General features: G+C 37.0%; 20 protein-coding genes and 2 riboswitches. Of the genes, 5 read left to right on the top strand and 15 right to left on the bottom strand.

Going from position 1 to position 21,704, the window contains the following annotated elements:
• Positions 1 to 622: 622 nt before the first annotated feature.
• Both ACIQLB_RS20480 and ACIQLB_RS20475 read right to left on the bottom strand, forming a co-directional pair.
• Positions 623 to 1,927 (bottom strand): NCS2 family permease, encoded by a 1,305-nt coding sequence (locus ACIQLB_RS20480; RefSeq protein ID WP_400730074.1) that lies wholly within the window; start codon positions 1,925 to 1,927, stop codon positions 623 to 625.
• 132 nt (positions 1,928 to 2,059) lie between these two features.
• Positions 2,060 to 2,161: riboswitch (purine riboswitch) on the bottom strand.
• 243 nt (positions 2,162 to 2,404) lie between these two features.
• Positions 2,405 to 3,073 carry an MOSC domain-containing protein gene (locus ACIQLB_RS20475; protein ID WP_400730072.1) on the bottom strand — a complete coding sequence of 223 codons (669 nt, stop codon included), beginning with the start codon at positions 3,071 to 3,073 and terminating at the stop codon, positions 2,405 to 2,407.
• Between the two features lie 545 nt (positions 3,074 to 3,618).
• On the opposite strand from ACIQLB_RS20475, the gene ACIQLB_RS20470 reads away from it, so the two are divergent.
• Genes ACIQLB_RS20470 through ACIQLB_RS20460 form a run of 3 tightly spaced genes read left to right on the top strand, consistent with a single transcriptional unit; the run spans position 3,619 to position 5,025 of the window.
• Positions 3,619 to 4,059, top strand: a complete 441-nt coding sequence (locus ACIQLB_RS20470) for a LytTR family DNA-binding domain-containing protein (RefSeq protein WP_400730069.1) — start codon at positions 3,619 to 3,621, stop codon at positions 4,057 to 4,059.
• Positions 4,056 to 4,499 (top strand): hypothetical protein, encoded by a 444-nt coding sequence (locus tag ACIQLB_RS20465; protein WP_400730067.1) that lies wholly within the window; start codon positions 4,056 to 4,058, stop codon positions 4,497 to 4,499. Before ACIQLB_RS20470 ends, ACIQLB_RS20465 begins: the two co-directional genes overlap by 4 nt.
• Entirely contained in the window at positions 4,483 to 5,025 is a 543-nt protein-coding gene (locus ACIQLB_RS20460) for a DUF7010 family protein (RefSeq protein ID WP_400730064.1), read from the top strand. Before ACIQLB_RS20465 ends, ACIQLB_RS20460 begins: the two co-directional genes overlap by 17 nt.
• 48 nt (positions 5,026 to 5,073) lie before the next feature.
• Here ACIQLB_RS20460 and guaA read toward each other — a convergent pair whose 3' ends face one another.
• The 12 genes from guaA to ACIQLB_RS20400 form a co-directional block, all read right to left on the bottom strand.
• The gene (guaA, locus tag ACIQLB_RS20455) at positions 5,074 to 6,624 is read right to left on the bottom strand and encodes a glutamine-hydrolyzing GMP synthase (protein WP_400730061.1); all 1,551 of its coding nucleotides are present in this window, start codon (positions 6,622 to 6,624) and stop codon (positions 5,074 to 5,076) included.
• Between the two features lie 151 nt (positions 6,625 to 6,775).
• A riboswitch (purine riboswitch) is annotated at positions 6,776 to 6,877 on the bottom strand.
• A 35-nt stretch (positions 6,878 to 6,912) separates the two neighbouring features.
• Positions 6,913 to 9,099, bottom strand: a complete 2,187-nt coding sequence (locus ACIQLB_RS20450) for a transglutaminase TgpA family protein (RefSeq protein WP_400730058.1) — start codon at positions 9,097 to 9,099, stop codon at positions 6,913 to 6,915.
• Positions 9,096 to 10,277: a DUF58 domain-containing protein gene (locus tag ACIQLB_RS20445; protein WP_400730055.1), complete on the bottom strand. Its 1,182-nt coding sequence runs from the start codon at positions 10,275 to 10,277 to the stop codon at positions 9,096 to 9,098. Before ACIQLB_RS20445 ends, ACIQLB_RS20450 begins: the two co-directional genes overlap by 4 nt.
• The gene (locus tag ACIQLB_RS20440; RefSeq protein ID WP_400730053.1) at positions 10,274 to 11,218 is read right to left on the bottom strand and encodes an AAA family ATPase; all 945 of its coding nucleotides are present in this window, start codon (positions 11,216 to 11,218) and stop codon (positions 10,274 to 10,276) included. Before ACIQLB_RS20440 ends, ACIQLB_RS20445 begins: the two co-directional genes overlap by 4 nt.
• 239 nt (positions 11,219 to 11,457) lie before the next feature.
• Positions 11,458 to 12,138: an ABC transporter ATP-binding protein gene (locus ACIQLB_RS20435; protein WP_400730051.1), complete on the bottom strand. Its 681-nt coding sequence runs from the start codon at positions 12,136 to 12,138 to the stop codon at positions 11,458 to 11,460.
• Positions 12,135 to 12,944, bottom strand: a complete 810-nt coding sequence (locus ACIQLB_RS20430; RefSeq protein ID WP_400730100.1) for an ABC transporter permease — start codon at positions 12,942 to 12,944, stop codon at positions 12,135 to 12,137. The genes ACIQLB_RS20435 and ACIQLB_RS20430 overlap by 4 nt, the downstream gene beginning before the upstream one ends.
• Complete coding sequence (locus ACIQLB_RS20425) at positions 12,944 to 13,396, bottom strand: nitrous oxide reductase accessory protein NosL (protein ID WP_400730048.1); 453 nt, start codon at positions 13,394 to 13,396, stop codon at positions 12,944 to 12,946. The genes ACIQLB_RS20430 and ACIQLB_RS20425 overlap by 1 nt, the downstream gene beginning before the upstream one ends.
• On the bottom strand, positions 13,393 to 14,664 hold the full coding sequence (locus ACIQLB_RS20420; RefSeq protein ID WP_400730045.1) for a right-handed parallel beta-helix repeat-containing protein: 1,272 nt from the start codon (positions 14,662 to 14,664) through the stop codon (positions 13,393 to 13,395). The genes ACIQLB_RS20425 and ACIQLB_RS20420 overlap by 4 nt, the downstream gene beginning before the upstream one ends.
• Before the next feature lie 61 nt (positions 14,665 to 14,725).
• On the bottom strand, positions 14,726 to 15,367 hold the full coding sequence (locus ACIQLB_RS20415; protein WP_400730043.1) for a nitrous oxide reductase accessory protein NosL: 642 nt from the start codon (positions 15,365 to 15,367) through the stop codon (positions 14,726 to 14,728).
• Between the two features lie 668 nt (positions 15,368 to 16,035).
• Positions 16,036 to 16,356, bottom strand: coding sequence for an NAD synthetase (locus ACIQLB_RS20410; RefSeq protein WP_400730040.1), 321 nt, complete (start codon positions 16,354 to 16,356; stop codon positions 16,036 to 16,038).
• A gap of 426 nt (positions 16,357 to 16,782) precedes the next feature.
• Positions 16,783 to 17,607 carry an ammonia-dependent NAD(+) synthetase gene (nadE, locus tag ACIQLB_RS20405; protein ID WP_400730037.1) on the bottom strand — a complete coding sequence of 275 codons (825 nt, stop codon included), beginning with the start codon at positions 17,605 to 17,607 and terminating at the stop codon, positions 16,783 to 16,785.
• 22 nt (positions 17,608 to 17,629) lie between these two features.
• Entirely contained in the window at positions 17,630 to 19,090 is a 1,461-nt protein-coding gene (locus ACIQLB_RS20400) for a nicotinate phosphoribosyltransferase (RefSeq protein WP_400730034.1), read from the bottom strand.
• A gap of 312 nt (positions 19,091 to 19,402) precedes the next feature.
• Between ACIQLB_RS20400 and ACIQLB_RS20395 the strand changes: the two genes are divergently transcribed.
• Both ACIQLB_RS20395 and ACIQLB_RS20390 read left to right on the top strand, forming a co-directional pair.
• Positions 19,403 to 19,744, top strand: a complete 342-nt coding sequence (locus ACIQLB_RS20395; RefSeq protein WP_400730031.1) for a P-II family nitrogen regulator — start codon at positions 19,403 to 19,405, stop codon at positions 19,742 to 19,744.
• A gap of 13 nt (positions 19,745 to 19,757) precedes the next feature.
• Complete coding sequence (locus ACIQLB_RS20390; protein ID WP_400730028.1) at positions 19,758 to 21,053, top strand: ammonium transporter; 1,296 nt, start codon at positions 19,758 to 19,760, stop codon at positions 21,051 to 21,053.
• Between the two features lie 92 nt (positions 21,054 to 21,145).
• Here ACIQLB_RS20390 and ACIQLB_RS20385 read toward each other — a convergent pair whose 3' ends face one another.
• Complete coding sequence (locus ACIQLB_RS20385; protein WP_400730025.1) at positions 21,146 to 21,646, bottom strand: methylated-DNA--[protein]-cysteine S-methyltransferase; 501 nt, start codon at positions 21,644 to 21,646, stop codon at positions 21,146 to 21,148.
• Positions 21,647 to 21,704 lie beyond the last annotated feature (58 nt).

The raw sequence follows: 21,704 nt of genomic DNA, 5'->3' as shown, positions 1-21,704 counted from the left end.
CCAGGATCAAACTCTCCATAAAAAGAAATTTGATTAGCTCAAATTGTTTTGCTGGCATCATGTTTGATGTCCAAAATTTTGTTTCGTTCACCAACTCAAGGTTAGCTACTGAAAACTTTATTGATTACGTTTTGCTTGTTCAGTTTTCAAGGTTCATTAGTTCATCACATTTAAGTGACTTTCTATACTTTAACATAGCGTTAACTCTATGTCAACCATCTATGTTAGTATTTTTTTAAGTTGTCGTTTATTTCGTAACAACGTTTATAAATATATCACCTTAATATTAAGTTTGCAAGAGATTTACTAAAGAAAAACTATTCTAATTAATTAAAAAGGAGTTTCTTCTATAGTATATAAATCAACTTCTCCATAAAGACACATGAATGTTATATGTTCCACATTGAGAGCGTCTCAGGTAAGATCCTGATTTCTCATATTAGTCTCTTCCCTTCTTTCTCCTACAGAAAGTAATGAAGCTTTCTTACCATTAAATTCGTATTATTATTCTATTATTATTCTTTTCACTAGCTTTAAATTCTCTAATAAAAAAGCACCTGCAATTGTTAGTTTCGTTTTCTAACAATTGAGGCGCTGTTTATTTCGAAATGTGTATTTATTATTAGCGTACCCAGATAAAGTATGCAAGGAAGACAAAGAATAATCCGTACATCATAGGGTGAATTTCTTTTTTACGACCCGCTAAAAGCATTGTTATTGGATAGAATACAAAACCTATTGCAATACCAGTAGCGATTGAATAACCAAGAGGCATCATTATTACTGTAAAGAAAGCTGGTACAGCAATTTCGAATTTATCCCAATCAATTAAACGTAATGAAGATACCATCAGAACACCTACAATAACTAGAGCTGGCGCTGTTACCGCTGGAGTTACCACAGCAAGTAACGGTGAGAAGAATAATGCTACTAGGAATAGTATTGCAGTTACAACAGCAGAGAAACCTGAACGAGCACCTGCTGCTACACCTGAAGTTGACTCTACATACGCTGTAGTTGTTGATGTACCAAATAAAGAACCAATTGTTGTTGCAAGAGCATCAGCCATCAATGCACGACTTGCACGTGGTAATTTATTATCTTTTACTAATCCTGCTTGTGTCGCAACTGCCATTAAAGTACCTGCTGTATCAAAGAAATCCACAAACAAGAATGTTAACACTACTACTAAAAATTTAACGTTTAATAATGAACCGAAGTCATGGAAAATTGGATTTAAAGCTACCATAAATGTAGAATCTACACTCGGAATTGCTGAAACAACTGCTGTAGGAGGCTCAATCACACCTGTAATCATACCAACAATTGCTGTTATAACCATCCCTAAGAAAATACCAACACTACGTAGTTTAATAATAAGAATAATTGAAAGTACGATCCCGAATACAGCTAGTAAAGTTGAACCAGTGAATGTTCCTAAAGTCACCAATGTAGCTGGGCTAGCTATTATAATGCCTGCTCCTTGTAAACCTACAAAAGTTATAAATAAACCAATACCTGCTGAAACTGCATATTTAAGTTGTACTGGAATTGCATTAATTACTGTTTCACGAATACCTGTTAACGAAAGAATAATAAAGATAACACCTGAGAAGAAAACACCTGTTAAACCAGTCTGCCAAGGAATTCCGTAAGCTCCAACTACAGTGAAGGCGAAGAATGCGTTTAAGCCCATACCAGGAGCAAGGGAAATTGGGAATTTAGCGAATATACCCATAATCAGAGAACCGACTGTAGCTGCTAATGCTGTAGCTACGAATACAGCACCTTTATCCATTCCTGCGTTTTCTAACATACCAGGGTTAACGGCTAAAATGTAAGCCATAGCAAGGAATGTAGTAATACCACCTATTATTTCGCGGCGATAATTAGTTCCTAATTCATCGAACATGAAATACTTTTTCATTTTAAAGAAATCCTCCGTATGGTCGTCTTCAATATCGAAAACAAAAAAGACACACTGACTACTCTACTAGTCGCATGTCTACGATATATTTCATCACAGTTATTGTGAGAAATTAATTAGTGTCTATACATTGGTATATATAACTAAAATCGTAGTCAAGTTATTTACGGTAACTTGGTAGAAACTCACGGGCCTTATCCCCGACATTATACGACGACATATTTAATTTACAATCGTAATATATCATTTCACTTTTCAGATTTCAACCCTATTTCCGAACATTTTTTATAAATACCACACGAAAGTTCGTGTAAAATTCTTATTTATTGTTCACATTTAAAAAAATCGTTGCATAAATAGGTTAGGGCTGAACGTTTTATTGTTAGTTATAAAATAAAAAATCCCCTAGGATCCATTCGAATTCTAGAGGATTTTAATACAGTGATTATAGGGAGAGCCCCCTTGATCAACATATGTTTAATTCATCACTTTACTTTGTAAGAGCTGAATTCTTTTTTCTAATTTTTGTTTCCAATCTTCTGCTAATGCATCAACCGCTTGTATACGTTTCATTGCTAGTGCATCTTTATTTTTAAAATACACTTCGTTGCAATGCAAAACTGAAGCACGTGCAGGGTGCTTTTCCACTAATTCAATTTTTGAATCTGCACAGATTGTCCCTTCTTCCAGTACACGTGCAAGGAAGCCCGTATAACCTGTTTCAATTAAACGTTTGAGTAAGGTGTTCGCCTCAGTATATTTATCAATCGTACTACATGGTACACGTCCTTGGGTAATTTGGATGACGGCATCACCTATTTTATAAATATCGCCAATACAAATATCAGCTTCCAACATATTCGTTACTGTTAAGTTTTCACCGAATGCTGCTGTCGGCAACTGTTTACTAAGTTCCTGTTCCCATTGTATGTAATGCTCCGCAGGATATAAACAAACAGCACGGTCAGGACCACCGTGATGTTTTTTATCTGCTACATCGTCCCCCTCAAATCCACGAGCAGACAAATAAACTTCTTGTACTTTTCGCTTTTCAATCCCTGTAATCATTGAGTGCCCATTACTATAATGCAATTCTTTTGGCATACCAATAGCAAGTGTATGTATCATCGCAATATTGTTTTCCATTTCCATCCCCCTAAACTAAACAACGACATAGAGTCCTATTTATATTCATTAGTTTACTATACCTAACGCTTCGAAAGTATTATCCTTAAAGAAAGAATTTCAAGAACTGTAATTTTTATGGCTTAACATCCACTACTCTCACAACTCCTAACTCCATAAAAACATACAATCATTTTAATTTCTCTCAGCAGGTGTCCACACATCCACTGAAAAGTAACTTAAACCCGCATCATCTCACCAGCTATAGAGATGAGAGACTTCTGTACCTGTTGCTACGCTTCGGTACATAAAACATCTGTAACTGACGTTTCACTTACGTTACATAAAACACCTGTAGTTGACGCTTTGCTTTCGCTACAGAAAATAATTGCTGAAAGAAGTTAAACATCAATTGTAAATCTATAAGTTTTTTGATGGTGTGAAAACTGTAGCTTTAAATTTACTGAATCAACGTTGCAACAAAGCCTATTTTTTTTGCAACAAAACGAAAAATCATCGTAAGTTCTGAGAAGTGTTGCTACGATTAAAACAGAAAGGAGATCAACATGAAATTCAACTATATTTGGAAAAACAATCAATCATCTTCAGAAATTGAGATTATCAGTAATCCATCGAATAAAGAATTGCTTTCGACAATTGAACAGCATTTTTTTCAATCTATAACATTAAGCGCAACAGATTTCAAAACAAATCGTCAGGTTATGATTGAACTCAATGACATCGAAGCAATTGAAGCATCCGGTCATTTCACCAAAATCTTTTTAATAGATGGTACAGAGCTATTGCTGAATAAGATTTTAAAAGAATTATCTTACTTGGAATCATTCGGATTGGTTAGAATCAACAATTCAATAATTTTAAATTTGAAGCAAATACGCTCATTTGCTTCGGGAAGTCATGCTAGATTGGAAGTTATTACAAAACAACAAAATAAGTATATTGTCAGTAGACATTATGCAAAATCTATTAAGGAGAAATTGATATGATAAAAGACTTAAAAAATAGCTTTTTGTACGTTTCATTTTTGGGGTTGATTTGGATTGTTTTTTTAATTACTATTTTCAATCTTCACGAAGAAATAGTCAACTTTTTATATGTTTGGAATTTAATTGGTATTAGCGTTCTGATGGGAATTGTTTTTGGTATAGCTTATCCTTATTTGTGGAATTACTCAACGTTAAAAGTAACAGCTAAAATTACTATTAGTACTTTTTTGAATTTTTTCTGTGGCATAGGAAGTGTATATCTCTTTTCACTGAAAGTATTTGAAATTATCAAACCTTATTTGTTGCTAATTTTAGTGATAACGTTGATTGGTCATATCATCGGATTTTATTTCTTCTCAAAATATGAAAATAAAAAAATAGCGGATAGTTTGAATAGATCGCTTGAAAATAAAGGAGACGCAAATGAACCTCAATACTAGCTTACAAGTACTATTAAATGATATTGCTCAGAAACAAAAGAAGGGGCTTCCTTTTATAATGGCCTCAATATTTATTTGGGGAGTTATCACAATAATCACGGTGCTGCCTTTAGATTTAATGATAAAAAATATTAGTATTTTATCTTGTGGTGCATTGCTGTTTCCTGTCTCGATTCTTTGTGCCAAAATATTAAATGTTGATTTATTTTATAAAGAAAATCCATTGATTAATGGACTATTGATTGCAACAAACAATCAAATTTTATATTTAATTATTTGTATTCTTTTATTAATTAAAGCTCCTATGTGGGTCTTACCTGTATATGCAATTATTTACGGTGCACATTTGTTACCATATTCATTCTTTTATCAATCAAAAAGTTATCGATATAGTTCAATATTTATTTGTATAGCTATTTTGATAAGTATAATTTTCTTCCATTTAAATATTATTTTTGTCCCGCTAATCGTAGAAATTGGTGTACTTTTCTTATTTTTAATGCTAAAAAAGGAAATTAAAAGCTAGTCTAAAAAAAATCAGACTAGCTTTTTATTCGATATCAAATGAGGGGGATTATTCCCACTCAATAGTTGCAGGTGGCTTAGATGTAATATCATACAGCACGCGGTTAACGTGTTTCACTTCGTTTACTAGGCGAACAGAGATTTTCTCTAGTACATCCCAAGGAATGCGTGCCCAGTCAGAAGTCATACCGTCGATAGATGTTACCGCACGGATACCGATTGCATAGTCATACGTACGTGCATCGCCCATTACGCCAACTGAACGGATGTCAGGTAATACCGTGAAGTATTGCCAGATGTCGCGATCAAGACCAGCTTTTGCGATTTCCTCACGTAGGATGAAATCAGATTCGCGTACGATTTCTAGTTTTTCTTCTGTTACTTCACCAAGTACACGGATACCTAGACCTGGGCCTGGGAATGGTTGACGCCAAACGATTTTTTCGTCAAGGCCAAGCTCTAATCCTAGTGCGCGAACTTCGTCTTTAAATAATGTGTTAAGTGGTTCGATTAATTTGAATTGCATGTCTTCTGGAAGACCACCAACGTTATGGTGTGATTTAATAGTTTGTGCAGTTGCAGTTCCAGATTCAATGATATCTGTATAAAGCGTACCTTGAGCTAAGAAGTCCATTCCTTCAAGTTTAGCAGCTTCTTCATCGAATACGTAAATAAATTCGTTACCGATAATTTTACGTTTTTTCTCTGGATCAGAAACGCCCGCAAGTTTATCCATGAAACGTTGACGTGCATCAATTTTAATAAGATTCATGTCAAAGTCTTCTGTGAATGTTTTCATAACTTGTTCAACTTCACCTTTACGGTTTAAGTTGTGGTCAACGAACATACAAGTTAGTTGGTCGCCAATTGCTTTATGAATTAGAACAGCAACAACTGATGAATCAACACCGCCAGAAAGTGCACATAATACTTTTTTATCGCCCACTGTTTCGCGGATTTTTGCGATTTCAAGTTCAATGAAGTTTGCCATTGACCAATCGCCTTTTGCTCCACAAATGTCGAAAACGAACTGACGTAATAAGTCGTTACCATATACAGAGTGACGTACTTCTGGGTGGAATTGTACTGCATATAGTTTACGTTCAACATTTGCCATTGCCGAAATAGGGCAAGCAGCACTTGTTGCGATTACTTCAAAACCAGCAGGCACTTCTGTTACATGGTCACCGTGGCTCATCCAAACGATTTGTTCAGTTGGTAAGTTACCGAATAACTTGTTTGATGCTGTTACTTTAATTTCTGCTTTACCATATTCACGTGTTTCAGCACCTTCAACTTTACCGCCTTGCGTATGTGCCATTAATTGCATACCATAGCAAATACCTAAGATAGGTAAGCCTAATTCGAAAATAGCTGGGTCTACATGGAAGGCATTTTCGTCATAAACTGAGTTTGGACCACCTGAAAAGATAATACCTGCAGCGTTCATACTTTTAATTTCTTCTGCTGTAATCGTATGAGGATGTAACTCACTGAAAACACCAAATTCACGGATACGACGAGTAATCAATTGGTTAAATTGGCTACCGAAGTCAAGAACGACGATTTTTTCTTGCTCTAATAAAGGGCTAGCTGACAATATTTCCACCTCTTCTACTATTTTTAAAGGACTTTTCATATGTTCAAAGAAAAACGCGTATGAAAGTAAAAACTTCCTACGCGTTCATAAGCTCTTGATTTATAAAGGCGAATGCGTAGCAAAGAAAAGTGATTTACTAACCTTCTCACCTAACCAAAACATCCACCTTCATAGAGAAATCATTTACGGTGATCTCGTAGAAACATCCGAACCTTATTATCGAACTTATATGAAAGCAATCCTCATCATATATAATTTTTTTCATTTTACTCTTTGTACCCATCAAAATCAACTGATAGTGCGATTGATTAAATTTTCCCAATTTTCTTTCAGTTTCACAAAATCAACCTCTTGTTTATCCTTACCATAAATATGTTGTTCATATATAGCGGTCAGTTTCTGCATCTCTTCTGTCTCTAGCGATGCATCTACTCTTGTAGCAAATGCACGTAATGTTTCGCCATCTTTTCGGCGTAATCCAATACGAGATAATTGCTTCGTTAAAACATGATATGAAGCATCAAAATTTGTCCAGTCCGCTTCTTTTTTACGAAATGCTCGTACTTGCATTTTAGGTATCCACGTTTTACGTTGCATAAACAAAGCTATGCCAGCGATAATCATCAAAATGACTAACGCAATCCATACATAAGTAAGCTTTTTCACCCATGTCCATACAGCATCAAAACTAAACGACGTTGAGCTAGAAGTTTCTTTTTTCAGCTCTTGCTCTTCCTTCTTTGGTTGCTCTTGTTTTTTTTCTGGCTGCACTACTTGCTCCTGCTGAGGAGTGTCTTGCTCCATATCATAATCAATATTCACATTCCCTGTGAATCCAATTGTCGGTTCAAACTCCATCCAGCCCGTTCCAGGTACATATGCTTCGACCCATGAGTGTGCATTATCATTTGTAATTTGATACTCCTGTAAACCATCTGTTATTCGACCAGGCTTACCAGGTGCAAAGCCTTTCACCCAACGTGCAGGTATCCCCGCCGAACGTAGGAGGACAACCATTGATGTTGAGAAATTATCACAGTAGCCAACTTTAGTATCAAATAAAAACTGATCAACATAATCTTGACCCTCAGCCGGAATTGCTACTTCTTTTTTATCGTATCTAAAGCCATGAGATGAAAAATATCTTTCAACTGCTTTTATTTGATCATATAACGAAGCCTTATCATGTGTAATTTCTTTCGCTAAATTCCCTACACGTTGTGGAAGTGTGTTTGGTAATTGTAAAAAACGATCAAAAGACGAATCTAATGTTTCTAACGTGGATGATTTAGACATTTGAAGCTGCTTCATGCTATATTCTGGCTCACTATAAGAAATCGTATAGTTGGACAATAATTTTGACTCGCCATTCTGTTGCTCTATTGCTATTTTTTCAGTGCGTCCATCTTGAATAAATAGCGGTGAATCTTGGGCAGAAACAGATATCATGCCATACGTTTGCAATAAAAATGGCATTGGAGTAGCAATGTCTATTTGAATTTGACGTTCTTTTTCAGGAGATCCAACTTGTAACGAAGTTTGGATAGGGGTATTGGTCTGGTAGACATTTTTGCCAAAGTTCCCCTCTGAAAGAATCCAACCCTTCGAAGTATAAGTATCCTTTGTATCTATACGCCAATAATGGCGATCACGGGAAGTTGCAGTAAAAATTAGTGTATTATCACCTTGAAACGGTCCTCCTAATCGGCTATCATCCTCGCTGTAACCAACTGTTTTTGCACCTGTTCCAACGTTCCCTTGCCCTGTAATCCCTTTAATAAAAGGCACTGGATCAGCCCAAGTCGGTCCTGTTTTAGGTAAAAGGAAAGCCACCGCACTTACAAGCATTACCGAAACGATCATCGGAATAATCAGTTTCCATTTTCCTATTCCATTGCTCGGTGCACCTGTTTGAAGCCATAAGCGCTTAACAAAAAGCAAGCCAGTCATGATTAATCCAAGCACTATAACTTTAACAATCGCTACCTTTCCATCATAGTCACTAAACGTATCTAGTGTGGCAATAAAGAATACAGTTAACGCGAAGAAATAGAATATATTTTTCCGCACAGTAATCCAGTGATGAATTAGGTATATTAACATCCAAACAAGCACAAGGAATAGCACCGTTCTAAATGAATCCGATACTTGTCCAAAATCGCCCGAAAGAATGGTCGTCATATTCCATTTCCATTCATGCATTAAAAATGGTATTGTCTCCCCAGAAAAAAAGGGACTTTCACTATAAACAAACACTATAAACCAAGTAATATAACCAAATTTCACTAATCCCGACAACAATGGATGTACTTGAAATAAACTGAGTACCAATGATAGACCGATAAACACTAAAAATAAATGAAACACACCTGTATTTGTTAGTTGCATTACAGGAATAAGCCATTCACGTAAAATTAGAAAAATAATTACGTACGCTAATGCTAATTCTATAAAATTTCCTAGTGATTTTTTCACGGCTTCATCACCTCCGTGAACAGATGGTAATAATCTGTTGGATTTACATGTACAACTTGAATTTGCTTATAACGCTTCGCCAGCTCTGTTTGCATAGGTGGCTGCTCCGCTACTACAAAACAAATACAACTTTTTACCATATTGGCTAGAGAATGAAGTAATTCATCTGATACTTCACTCGTAACATACAGTAATGTTGCAATATGCTTTAACACTTGCTTATCTCGTAATTGAAATTTGACAGTTTCAGCAGGTTTTATTGCAGCTAAATGATACATTACTTGATCTAGTTGCTTATTACCTTGGATAATCGGAAACACCTTCGTTTTAGAACCAGCTGAAACAAATGAGATATCTCCACATTCTCCGACAATTGTTTGTAGCATCGATGCTACAAGCTCAATTTTTTCTTCAAATAACGGAGACTTTCCGGCATGGAGTACCAACATTAACTCCTGTGATTGACGATCTTCAAATTCCTTAGATTGCAAAGTTTGCGTCTTCGCAAATGATTTCCAGTGAATCCACGAAAAACGGTCACCCGGAACATACTCACGTAAACCAACAGCCATTGATGTATCCTTCACAATTGAATAAGGCGACATCATTGCACCAACATCAAATTTTGTTTGAAGAGCGGCATACTTCATCTCTCGAACTCTCGGATAAATTAAAATGACTTGTTCTTTTTCTGCCGCAACAAGCTTTTTTGCCCAGCCAAAAAAATCACAGAAAACAATATTAACACCTAAGTAACGATGCTCGCCACGGGGCATATTTTCCAACACATAATTCCAACTAAATTTTTTCTTAAAACCTACGAACTTAATGGCATTTGTTCCTTGCACCTTCGATTGAACAAGGGCTTCACTGTTCACAAGTTCCTCCATCATCATATAAGCAAATGGAAAGCGTGTTTTTCGTTCTACCGTAATTGTAACCTTAGCAGATTGTCCACTCTCAATATGAGAGGGTTCAATTTTGCGTTCCACAAGTAAGATTTCTTCCCTAACTAGCAAGAAAACGAATGCATATAACAAAAATGGACTAACTGTAAAAAACACAAACCAGCTGACAAACCCACCTTGGAACATGGCATAACAAAACGTTATGATCATTAACAAAGATACTAATAAGAAATGTTTACTTTTCTCTATTGAAGCTTGCCATTTCTTCATTGCTCTGTAAACCTCTTTGTCGGCACAGGTGTTTTCGCAATAATTCGCTCAATAATTTCCTCTGCCGTTACGTTATCATAACGAGCATCTGGTTTTAATACTAAACGATGGCTAAAGACAAATGGTACTAAATATTGAACATCATCAGGAGTAACATAACTACGCCCTTTGATAAATGCATAAGCTTGTGAAGCTTTCATTAAAGCAATCGTTGCGCGAGGACTTACGCCTAAATATACATAGCTATTTTCCCTTGTTTGAGTCGCTAGTTCGACCATGTAGTTTTTGACTGAATCTGCAACATGTACACCCTGTACAAGCTCCTGCAATTCAATTAATTGCTCAACTTTTAGCACTGCTTCAATTTTTTCAATCGGTTTACCATGTTCAGCACGACGAAGAATTTCCACTTCTTGTCCCCTTGAAGGATAGCCCATTTTTATTTTTAGTAAGAAACGATCCAGTTGTGCTTCTGGTAACGGATATGTTCCCTCATGCTCAATTGGATTTTGAGTGGCCATAACGAAAAATGGTTGATTGATGGTTAAGGTTTTACCATCAATCGTGACAGATGCTTCCTCCATCGCCTCAAGTAAAGCAGATTGTGTTTTTGGAGATGTACGGTTAATTTCATCAGCTAAAATGACGTCACCCATAATCGGACCAGGTCGAAACTCGAACTCCAACGTTTTTGGATTATAGATAGATACCCCCATAACATCTGACGGTAATAAATCCGGTGTAAATTGAATCCTTTTAAATTGTGCATCAAAGGATTTTGCTAGTGCTCGCACCATCATTGTTTTACCGACACCTGGTACATCCTCAAGCAAGACATGTCCCCTTGCCAGCAAAGCTACTATGCTGAGCTCTGCAACCTCTCTTTTGCCGATCATTACTTTTTCTATATTTTCTAATACATCTTGTATTTGTGAATTCATAAATCAAAAAACCTCCTATTTCATTCAGCAATTGTTTGAATTGCATGATAACTCCTTTAAGAATAACGAAATATGTTTAGTAACACAATTATATGAAACGTTCATCTATTGCTTTATCCCTATAGTTCGAGCACTTAGCGAGAAAAGTAATAATACTTCAGCATGAAAAAGAAGGCTTGTCTGAATACTATTCAAACAAACCTATCTTTTAGTATATAACGTCATTACCTATCAAAATGTTACAAATTTAATTTTTTTAACCATAAATTCTCTAAAGAAGATGAATCTTCTTGTAAAAGTATTTCCTCTAAGTCACCAGAAATAAGTATGTTTCCTTCATGTAAAACTAACACATCGTCCGCTACTTCCTCCGCAAAAGCAAGCAAATGTGTAGAAAAAATGACAGTACAGCCCCTTATTTTTTCCTCTATCATCATTTTTTTCAGCTCTGCAATCCAAAAAGGATCAAGACCATTCGTAGGCTCATCTAAAATAAGCAAAGAGCCCTCACCAAGTAAGCTTTGAGCGAGATTAAGTCGTTGACGCATTCCCTTTGAGAAATGCTTCACTTTTTGCTTTCGAACATCCCACAAAGCAACGCGTCGCAGTACATCTTCCTGTTCTTTTTTACCGATTTTCTTTAAAGAGGCAAGTAGCTGCAAAATTTCTGCAGCTGTTAACATAGACGGAAAGTCCACATCGTCAGGCATATACCGAATAGCTTGTGGTTTATGCCATATTATTTCTCCTGATTTTTGCTTTTCTTGCCCAGTTAGCAGGCGAATTAAAGTACTCTTTCCAGCACCATTTCCTCCTACAAGCGCTAAAATACGCCCCGCTTGTAAAGAAAAGGAGGCTTCATGAAGACCTCTATTGTTATCATAGATATTCGATAACTTCTTAGTTTCTAATAGCATCATCTTCTTTCTCCTTTCTTTAAAAGCAAGCTAGTATAAGCTAACGGACATACTATCCAAAGCGATGTCACAGCTACGTATACTGCATAACCTAATGGTGACGAATAAAACTGCGTTACTTTAAAAAATGCTGGTCCAAGTACACTAGCCTGATCTGTAAAAATAAAGTAACCAAAGCGCAGCCACTCCACAGGATTAATATGTATCGCTATAATCGTCAGTTTTTGAAGGATATGCCCCGCCACGACAGTTCCAATAGCCATTAAAGCGTAAGAGATTAGCAATAAAAAAATGGACCAAAAAACAAGTGATAACGACAGTGCAAATAATCTTGTTTTCGCAAAGGCTCCCACTGCAATGGCCAATGACACAAAAATGAATATACATAGCAAAGTTAGAATAATGAAAATAAATGGCAAACGCACTCCACCAAGAAATCCACCAAGCGCTAAAATTACTCCAAACGCCACGACAACGACCAATAAAAAGGCAAGCACGGAGGCAATATACTTTCCTGCAACATATTGCGTACGTGTCATCGGATATGTCTTTAATAATGAAAGCCAGCCTGATTCCACATCACCAGCGACACTCATACTACCGATCGTTAATATAAACAGAGGCAATAAAAACAACAATACATTTAAAAACGAGGCTGTCTGTCTTGTAAAACCCTCTACATCCGGTAATGCCATTTGCTGAATGACAATGATAGCTGTAAAAACGAATGTGAAAAGTATGCCTACAAGCTGCATCCAACGACTTCTGAGCATTTGCTTTAATTCTAGTTTAATAAGCATGCTATACATCACTTATGGATCCCCCATTTAAAATCGTGTAAATCCTTATAGGCCAGCAGATGACCTTCTCCCTTTGAAATCATCCACTCCTGTGCCGCTTCCTTCGAATCGAGCGCAACTACCCCATAATTCATCGGAGTCCAATATTCCTTGTTGTATACATAAACAGCGTTAAAAACGTCAATCCATTCATTTTTTGCTGCATCTTTAATAAAGGCTGCTCCAATCTCATCTTCTCCATTCGCTTCTATATATTCCATCAGACAGCCAATGTCATCAAAAATTTCATAATCACCATTCTTCAACGCAATCTGACCAGCATATGCATTGTGAACTATACTCATATTGCAAATTTTACAAACATCGGTTTCACTAACTATTTCACGAGGCTCATATGTTTTTTCACTACAGCCCATTAGCACACCACAACAAAACATTACAATCATCATCCATTTTTTCATTCTGTTATTCCTCTTTTCCATAGCCATAAACTACTTAATGTCAAGAATAAGCCTACTAGCATTTGCACCACATTCATCTTGTTCTTCTCGTTCACATGCTTTACCGCCAATTTTGGCGTATTATCAACAAGCATGTTCTTTTCGATTTTATTGATTTGTTGATCCAGCGATGTTAGTAAAATGACGCTTGGAGATGCCACGAAATATTGATAAACAGGTTGGCGTACCATCCATTGACCAAAGCTTGACACAGCCACATATGGAATATCACCGATACCATTGCCTTTTAAGTCAACCCCTGTATAATCATCATAATAATTACTTACTAGTTGAAAGCCTTGCTTATCGGAGCGCGCCGTTAAAATATTACCTGTAAAGTTATTACTACTAGCCATTGTGTCGTCACTTACCTTTGTACCTTCAATGGCTGTTTGGTTCATCTGAAAATCATTTGTTTCAATTTGGATATTTGCACTTTTCTGCATAGCAACACCAGTTCGGTTATTTTTGATCGTGTTATGTTTAATTTTTGCTTGCTGCACATTATACAGCAGCATACCGTAGCCATTAAAATCAAAATGATTAGCTACTATATTATTTTCAAGGAATATGGCTGTTGTCATCATAATCATAAGGCCAGTCACATTCTGATCATATGTATTAAAAAGTGCTTCAGCATCACTTGTATACATAAAATGCGTACCATAGCGACCGCTCGTCACCTTATTACGTTGAACAACAATATGCTTGACCTCTTCTATATAAATTCCGTCCTGCACTTGCTCAATAGTATTGCCTTCGATGGTGATGTCCTCACTCTTAAAAACAGCCACCCCATTACCTTTTTTTGAATAATGACCTTCGATACCAGTCACATTGATATCATGTATGTGTACATTTTTGGAACGTTGTATATGGACACCTGTATGAACATCTTTAATTTGTAACTTACGTAGCTCAAGTCCATCTACAGTACTAGCAACGATCGCTTTATTTTCCCCTGATAACGTTATATTTTCCACAGTGACATTAGCAGTGTTTTCAATTCGGAGTGTGGGGTTGTCTCTTTCACCGAAAAGTTCCGTTCCCTCTTCACCTTGTAGCGTTATCGGTTTTGTCACAATAAAATTACCTTGGTAACGACCAGCAGGAATATGAACGGTCTCCCCTGGCTTTGCTCTATTAATTGCCTCCTGTACATCGAAATCGGCGTACACTGCCTGACTCATGAATAGAAAAAATAATAAGGCAAACCCTATTTTTTTCACCAATCCTCACCTCCTAGTTCAGCACGAAAAGACTAGAGGAATTCCCCCCTAGTCCATTCGATTAATGACCATGACCTTCAGGTTTCTTTTCTTCCATATGCATAGAATCAGATTCACCTTTGGCTTCTTTTTCAGCTTTTTCTTTCATTTTCTTTTTACGACGCTCTAATGCATCGTCTTTAATTTTTTGTAATTCCTCAATATGTGCAGTTGGATTGTCAGCGATATATTTGTCTGCATCAGCTTTATTGGTGAAATAAATATAACCCCAGTTCATTGGAGATTTTAGATCGGTTTTAACGATCGTTACATCTTCAACCTTTACCCAATCTTTTGTGATATGATCGCGTACAAACTTTTCGTTCTTTTCATTATTCGCAACCTCGGCATTTACTAAGCAGCCTATGTCGTCATAAAAGGCAACTGTTCCATCCTCTTTTATTGCTTGAGTAGAGAATTCACCCATATCTTCGTCCTTTAAATATACTTTCATATTACACATTTCACACATTGTATCTTCTTTTGGCTCTTCTAAACGTGGATCCACTAAAGAAGCGACTTGTTTAGTTTTATCCTTTGCTTCTGTATCACTTGCCGCAACATCTTGCTTCGTTTCTTCTTTCTTAACTTCTTCTGCTTTATCTGTACCACAAGCCGCGAGTAAAAATGATGCTGCTAGTACAGGTAACCATATTTTTTTCACAATTGCTTCCCCCAATATTTCTTTTTTCTTTTACTAATAACTACTTTACAGGTAAGTTGTGAAATAAGTTAAAAATCACTGTGAAGTATTGGAAAAATTACCTTGAATATTCATTGAACATCTCGACTTCAAATATTTTGAATAAAAAATATATGATTTCCATTTTCTACAACTTACATTCAGGGTCAATAAATTAAGGTGTACAAGACCTGTTGGTGAAGTTTTGTTTTATTACTATAAATCAGGACGCATGTCAGAAGATGTAATCCTCGGCGCAGTGGTTGATTGGAGTGGAGAATGGGCGACTCCTTGGGGATCAGCGAATAGAGGAACGAAGGCTAAAACTATCACGTCCTGTGATAACGCCTTCGTGACCAACATCATGTTGGCCCGAGACCCTGGAGCGAGCAACGCGAGTGAAGCGGCTCATCGGACGCCCCCAGGAAGCTCTGCTCTGTGCGAAAGCGAAGCGACAGCAACAAAGCGCCCAGGCGGAACGGAAATCACCCCCTCGTTTTGCCGAAGAGCCATTAATATGCTTGAACGGTAATCGCCCTCATTTTAAAATGCCTCAACATTCGTAAAGATTGCACTGACACCATTTTGTTTTTCAACGCACTAAAAAACTCCCTACATCCTGAATGATGTAGAGAGTTGGATTTATGATGTTATATAGAAGAGCGGTAACTATTGAGAAGCTTCTTTTGCTTGCTGACAAGACTTAGCTTAACGGCAGTTTCATTTAATTCATTGCGTATTTGTAAATCGTAAGAACTGTCCACATAACTAGCCGCTATTTTATTAGGACGTTGCTCTTGAATTTGTCTAGTTTTACTTATATGCTTTTTATCTTTATTCTTTTGCAGACTATTTTTAAACTGTTGCTTCGAATTTTGTCCGAAATTATGGCTTAAATCCCCGGCATGTAGATACTGTTGTTCGTTACGAAATATACTACTAGTCGTCGCACTTACTCTAGAAGTCCTCATAAATAATTACCCTCCTTTACTTTTCATGAACTTTGTAGGTATATATATCGACATTATATGCTTGAACTTAATAATACAGAACCAAATTGCTTAAAAAAAAGAGAAAAGAGCTATAAAAAAAAGTATTTTTTACTCTTTCTTATAACTCTTTTCCCAAATATTCATTGGCCGATAACTAAAAGTTGGAAATATCATTTATTATAACGTATTACATTGTATATAAGCTGAATGGAATAGAGGCTGAGCGACTCCTTGGGGATTAGCGTCACAAATAAGCCCCTGGAGCGAGCAGACAGAGGAACGAATGCTAAAAACATCACGTCCTGTGATAACGCCTTCGTAACCAACATCCTTTTGGCCCAAGCGGCTCATCGGACGCCCCGGTCGGAACGGAAATCAAACCCACGTCATGATGTTAGCTATATATCATTTCCAAAAATCATCAAATATTGTAATTGGCATATGACGTTTGTGCTGAGATCGTAAATAATGCCCTTCTAATGTTTTACGAGCATCTTCAGGGATTTTCTTTCCCTCCAAATAATCATCAATTTGGTCATACGTTAAACCAAGTGCTACTTCATCTGGTAATGAAGGACGATTTTCCTCTAAATCTGCAGTTGGTATCTTTAAATATAAGTGCTCCGGGCAATCAAGCACAGCTAACAACTGCTTACCCTGACGCTTGTTGAGACGGAAGATAGGCATTAAATCCGCACCACCATCCCCAAATTTTGTGTAAAAACCTGTAATTGCCTCCGCAGCATGATCTGTCCCTAGCACAACAGCATTATTCATAGCAGCAATAGAATACTGCACTTTCATTCGCTCACGTGCCTTTTCATTGCCTTTTACAAAATCGCTTAGTTCAATACCCGCATTCGTTAATGCTCCAACACTTGCATCGACTGCATCTTTAATGTTGACCGTATACGTTTTCGTAGGTTTTATATAGTCAATTGCATCCTGACAGTCCTTTTCATCAGCTTGAACACCATATGGTAAACGAACAGCCCAAAACGAGTATTTCGCTTCTCCCACCTCGGCATTTAATTCGTCAACCGCAAGCTGCGTTAATTTTCCAGTTAACGTGGAGTCTTGTCCACCTGATATCCCGAGAACAAATCCCTTTACAAAGCTATAGCGACGTGCATATTCCTTTAAAAAATCAATGGATTTGCGAATCTCTTCCTGCGCATCAATAGTAGGTAATACACGTAATTCCTTAATGATTTCTTGCTGTAGTGTCATTTTATCCTTCACTCCTTACGCATTACAATCGATTGACCATTTCACTTACTTCTTCAATATTACGCATTTTATTATTCCAGCATTTTTGGCTTAAATCGACTGGGTATTCCTCAGGATTCATGGCACGTTTATATTCATCCCATAACAACTCTAAATTATTAGCTGCATAATCGCGCATTTCTTCCAAAGTAGGATTTTGATAATGTATTTCACCATTTTTAATCACATGATGATGTAAATTCTTAGCTTCAAAGTTCGTTACAAATTTTGATACGAATGTATGAACAGGGTGGAACATTTTAATTTTCCCCTCTGATTGGGGATTTTCATCTTGCATCGTAATGTAATCCCCCTCCGCCTTGCCATTCTTTCTATCAATAATGCGATATACATGTTTAAGACCTGGCGTCGTTACCTTTTCAGCATTCGCTGAAATTTTAATGGTATCTTCTAATTGCCCACTGTTATTTTCAATAGCGACCATTTTATAAACAGCCCCTAAAGCTGGTTGGTCATATGCAGTAATGAGCTTTGTACCAATACCCCACACATCAACTTTTGCACCTTGAGCCTTTAAGTTTAAGATCGTATATTCATCTAAGTCATTCGATACGATAATTTTAGCGTTCTGGAAGCCTGCCTCATCTAACATACGACGTGCTTCTTTTGACAAGAAAGCTATATCCCCACTGTCTAAACGAATGCCAATAAAATTAATTTTGTCACCAAGCTCTTTAGCTACTTGGATTGCTGTTGGTACACCTGATTTTAACGTATTGTAAGTATCTACAAGGAATACGCAATCACGATGACGTTTTGCATAGGAGTGAAAAGCATCATAATCATTTTTATAAGCCTGTACAAGTGCATGTGCATGTGTACCTGATACTGGTATATTAAAGAGTTTACCTGCTCGCACATTACTAGTTGATGCAAAACCACCAATAAACGCTGCACGCGTTCCCCAAATTGCCGCGTCCATCTCCTGAGCGCGTCGTGTACCGAACTCCATCGCCACTTCATTTTTTATAATTTGTTTAATACGACTAGCCTTTGTTGCAATTAAGGTTTGGTAATTCACAATATTAAGTAATGCGGTTTCAATGAGTTGCGCTTCCACTAAAGGTGCTTCAATGCGGATAATTGGTTCATTAGCGAAAACAGTTTCTCCTTCCACCATTGAAAACATATCCCCTGTAAAGCGAATATTTTTTAAATACTCAATAAAATCCTCTTTATAACCAACCTCTTCACGTAAATACGTTATGTCCGAATCAGTGAAACGAAAATCACGTAAATACTCAAGAATTCTCTCTAACCCCGCAAAAATTGCATAACCATTGCCAAAAGGTAATTTTCTAAAATATAATTCAAAAACTGCTTTTCTATTATGTATACCATCAGCCCAATACGATTCTGCCATATTGATTTGGTACAAGTCCGTGTGTAGCGCTAAGCTATCATCTGCATAGTTTGATCTCACAAGAAACCCCTTCTTCCGCTTTGATAATTAGTCCTAGTATACACTATATACCCAAATTCTTGCGTATCACATCCTTCTGCTTTAATGTTAGATTTCCTTACATAAGTAGTCAGAAAATTTCGAACTGTTCACATTTCAGACACACTTTTTAGTAACGCTTTCATTCCCCTTTTTAAAACCTTTTCAGCAAACTATTACGAAAGACGAAATATTCCATGTGATAAAACATAACATGGATATCCAAAAAATTATTGCGCCGTTTTTCATAACGTTTTAACATGTAAATTAAATTTACTCAAGGAGCTGATATTGATGAAAAAAATAGAAGCAATCATCCGTCCCGAAGTTTTCGGCGCTGTCAGAGACGGACTTGCACAGGAAGGTATCGCAGGGCTCAGTGTTACAGAAATTGCTGGCTGCGGCCGTCAATTAGGGCGTACAGGTTTATTTCGTGGAAATACCTACGAAGTTGAATTTTTACCGAAGTTGAAATTAGAAATGATTGTTGATGATGAAAAAGTAGATCCTATTGTTGAAGTTTTGTTATATAAGGCAGCAACCGGTAAGGTCGGTGATGGTAAAATCTTCATTTATCCAGTAGAACAAGCGATTCGTATCCGCACAAAAGAAGTCGGATCAATTGCTGTAGAATAAGGGGGCGATATATATGGATGAAATAACATTATCTATAAATTTAGTTTGGGTGATGCTCGGTACAATTTTAGTCTTCTTTATGCATGCAGGATTTGCGATGGTTGAAGCTGGCTTTACACGCTCAAAAAACGCAGTCAACATTATTATGAAAAACTTCCTAACTATTTCACTTGGCGGTATTGTCTATTTTCTTTGTGGTTACGCTATTATGTTTGGTGATACAGCTGGTGGTATCTTCGGTTCAAGTGGCTTTGCCTTAAATGGTGTAGATGATCTTTCCTTCTTTATTTTCCAAACGATGTTTGCAGCAACTGGAGCAACAATTTTATCAGGAGCAGTAGCAGAACGTACTAATATTTTTGCTTATATCGGCGTTATTGTTCTCATGTCGTCACTTGTTTATCCTGTTGTTGGTCATTGGGTTTGGAGTGGCCAAGGTTGGTTAACAAATCTTGGTTTTATCGATTTCGCTGGATCTACCGTTGTTCATTTAACAGGTGCAGTTGCGGCATTTGTAGCTGCGGTAATGGTCGGCCCTCGTCTCGGTAAATATGAAAATGGTCGTGTTAACGTTATTACAGGACATAGTATTCCATTAGGAGCTTTAGGCGTATTTTTACTTTGGTTTGGTTGGTTTGGCTTTAATGGCGCTTCAACATTAGCCGCTGACCCTAAACTTGTTCCTAGCGTAATCGCAAATACATTTTTCGCTGCTGCTGCAGGAGTTGTGGTTACTGCCCTTTATACGAAATTTCGATATGGCCATATCGATGGCTCACTCACATTAAACGGTGCTTTAGCAGGTCTCGTAAGTATTACCGCTGGTGCCGCTAATGTTAGTATTGTCGGTTCCATCATAATCGGATTAATTGCTGCTCCATTATTGGTCGAAGGCGTACGCTTTATTGAATGGAAATTAAAAGTCGATGATCCTGTTGGTGCAATCGCTGTCCATGGTATCTGTGGTATTTGGGGTACTCTAGCAGTTAGTTTGTTTGATATTGGTGGTCAAGGATTATTTTATGGAGGAGGTTTTGGACTATTAGGAGTGCAAGCCATAGGGGTTATCGCTACAATTGCCTGGGTTAGCATTTCAGTAGCAGCTGGTTTACTTATTATAAAAGCATTTGTACCATTACGTGTTTCTGCTGAAGAAGAAGTCACTGGCCTAGATGTCATCGAACATGGTGCTCCAGCTTATGAGTTTCAGGATATCTTCAAAGGCTCTGCCGTACGAGGAGAAACATTTGCCCATCGTTTAACTCATTTCGGTAAAACAAATAACAATGTCCACGAGGAACATGTATAGTGTTTAATAAACTTCGTCTTCTTTAATACAAAAAAACAAGAATCTGCAATCTCTTTGGCGAGCTGTTACACCAAAAGTTTTGCAGATTCTTATTATGCTCTCTCTAGTTCCAGTAAAAATTCTTTCATAGCTAGTCCACTACGAAAGCCTGTTAGTTTACCATCTTTTCCAATTACACGATGACAAGGAATAATCGCCAATATTGGATTGGCACCAATTGCACTACCTACAGCTCTTACTGCTTTCGGATTACCGATGCGGTGTGCAATATCTGAGTACGTTGTCGTTGTACCATATGGTAGCTCCTTCAAAGCATCCCATACTGCTAGTTGAAACGCTGTCCCTTTGACATGTATTGGCACATCAAATTCAGTAAGCTCTTTATTAAAATAAGCCGTTAATTGCTTAACATATTGCTGTAACTTTTCTTTATTCTCTTCAAAGCGATAGCCTTTAAATGGCTTTTTTGCCCACACTTCTACCTCTTCAAATGGTGCATTCGGTGTTCCTATATATACAAGACCTTCATCTGTAGCAACGATATACATATTACCTTGTGCATATGTTAATGTATCTACATATAATATATCCATTCTCTCCCCCCTTAACTTAATTTACCCATTACCTGTAAAATGTTAAATATCTTTAGCT

The sequence above is a fragment of the Lysinibacillus sp. NPDC092081 genome, from assembly GCF_044755845.1.
In the GTDB taxonomy this organism is placed as follows: Bacteria; Bacillota; Bacilli; order Bacillales_A; family Planococcaceae; genus Lysinibacillus.
Note: the sequence above shows the minus strand (reverse complement) of the source record. Positions and strands in the feature narration are given on the sequence as shown.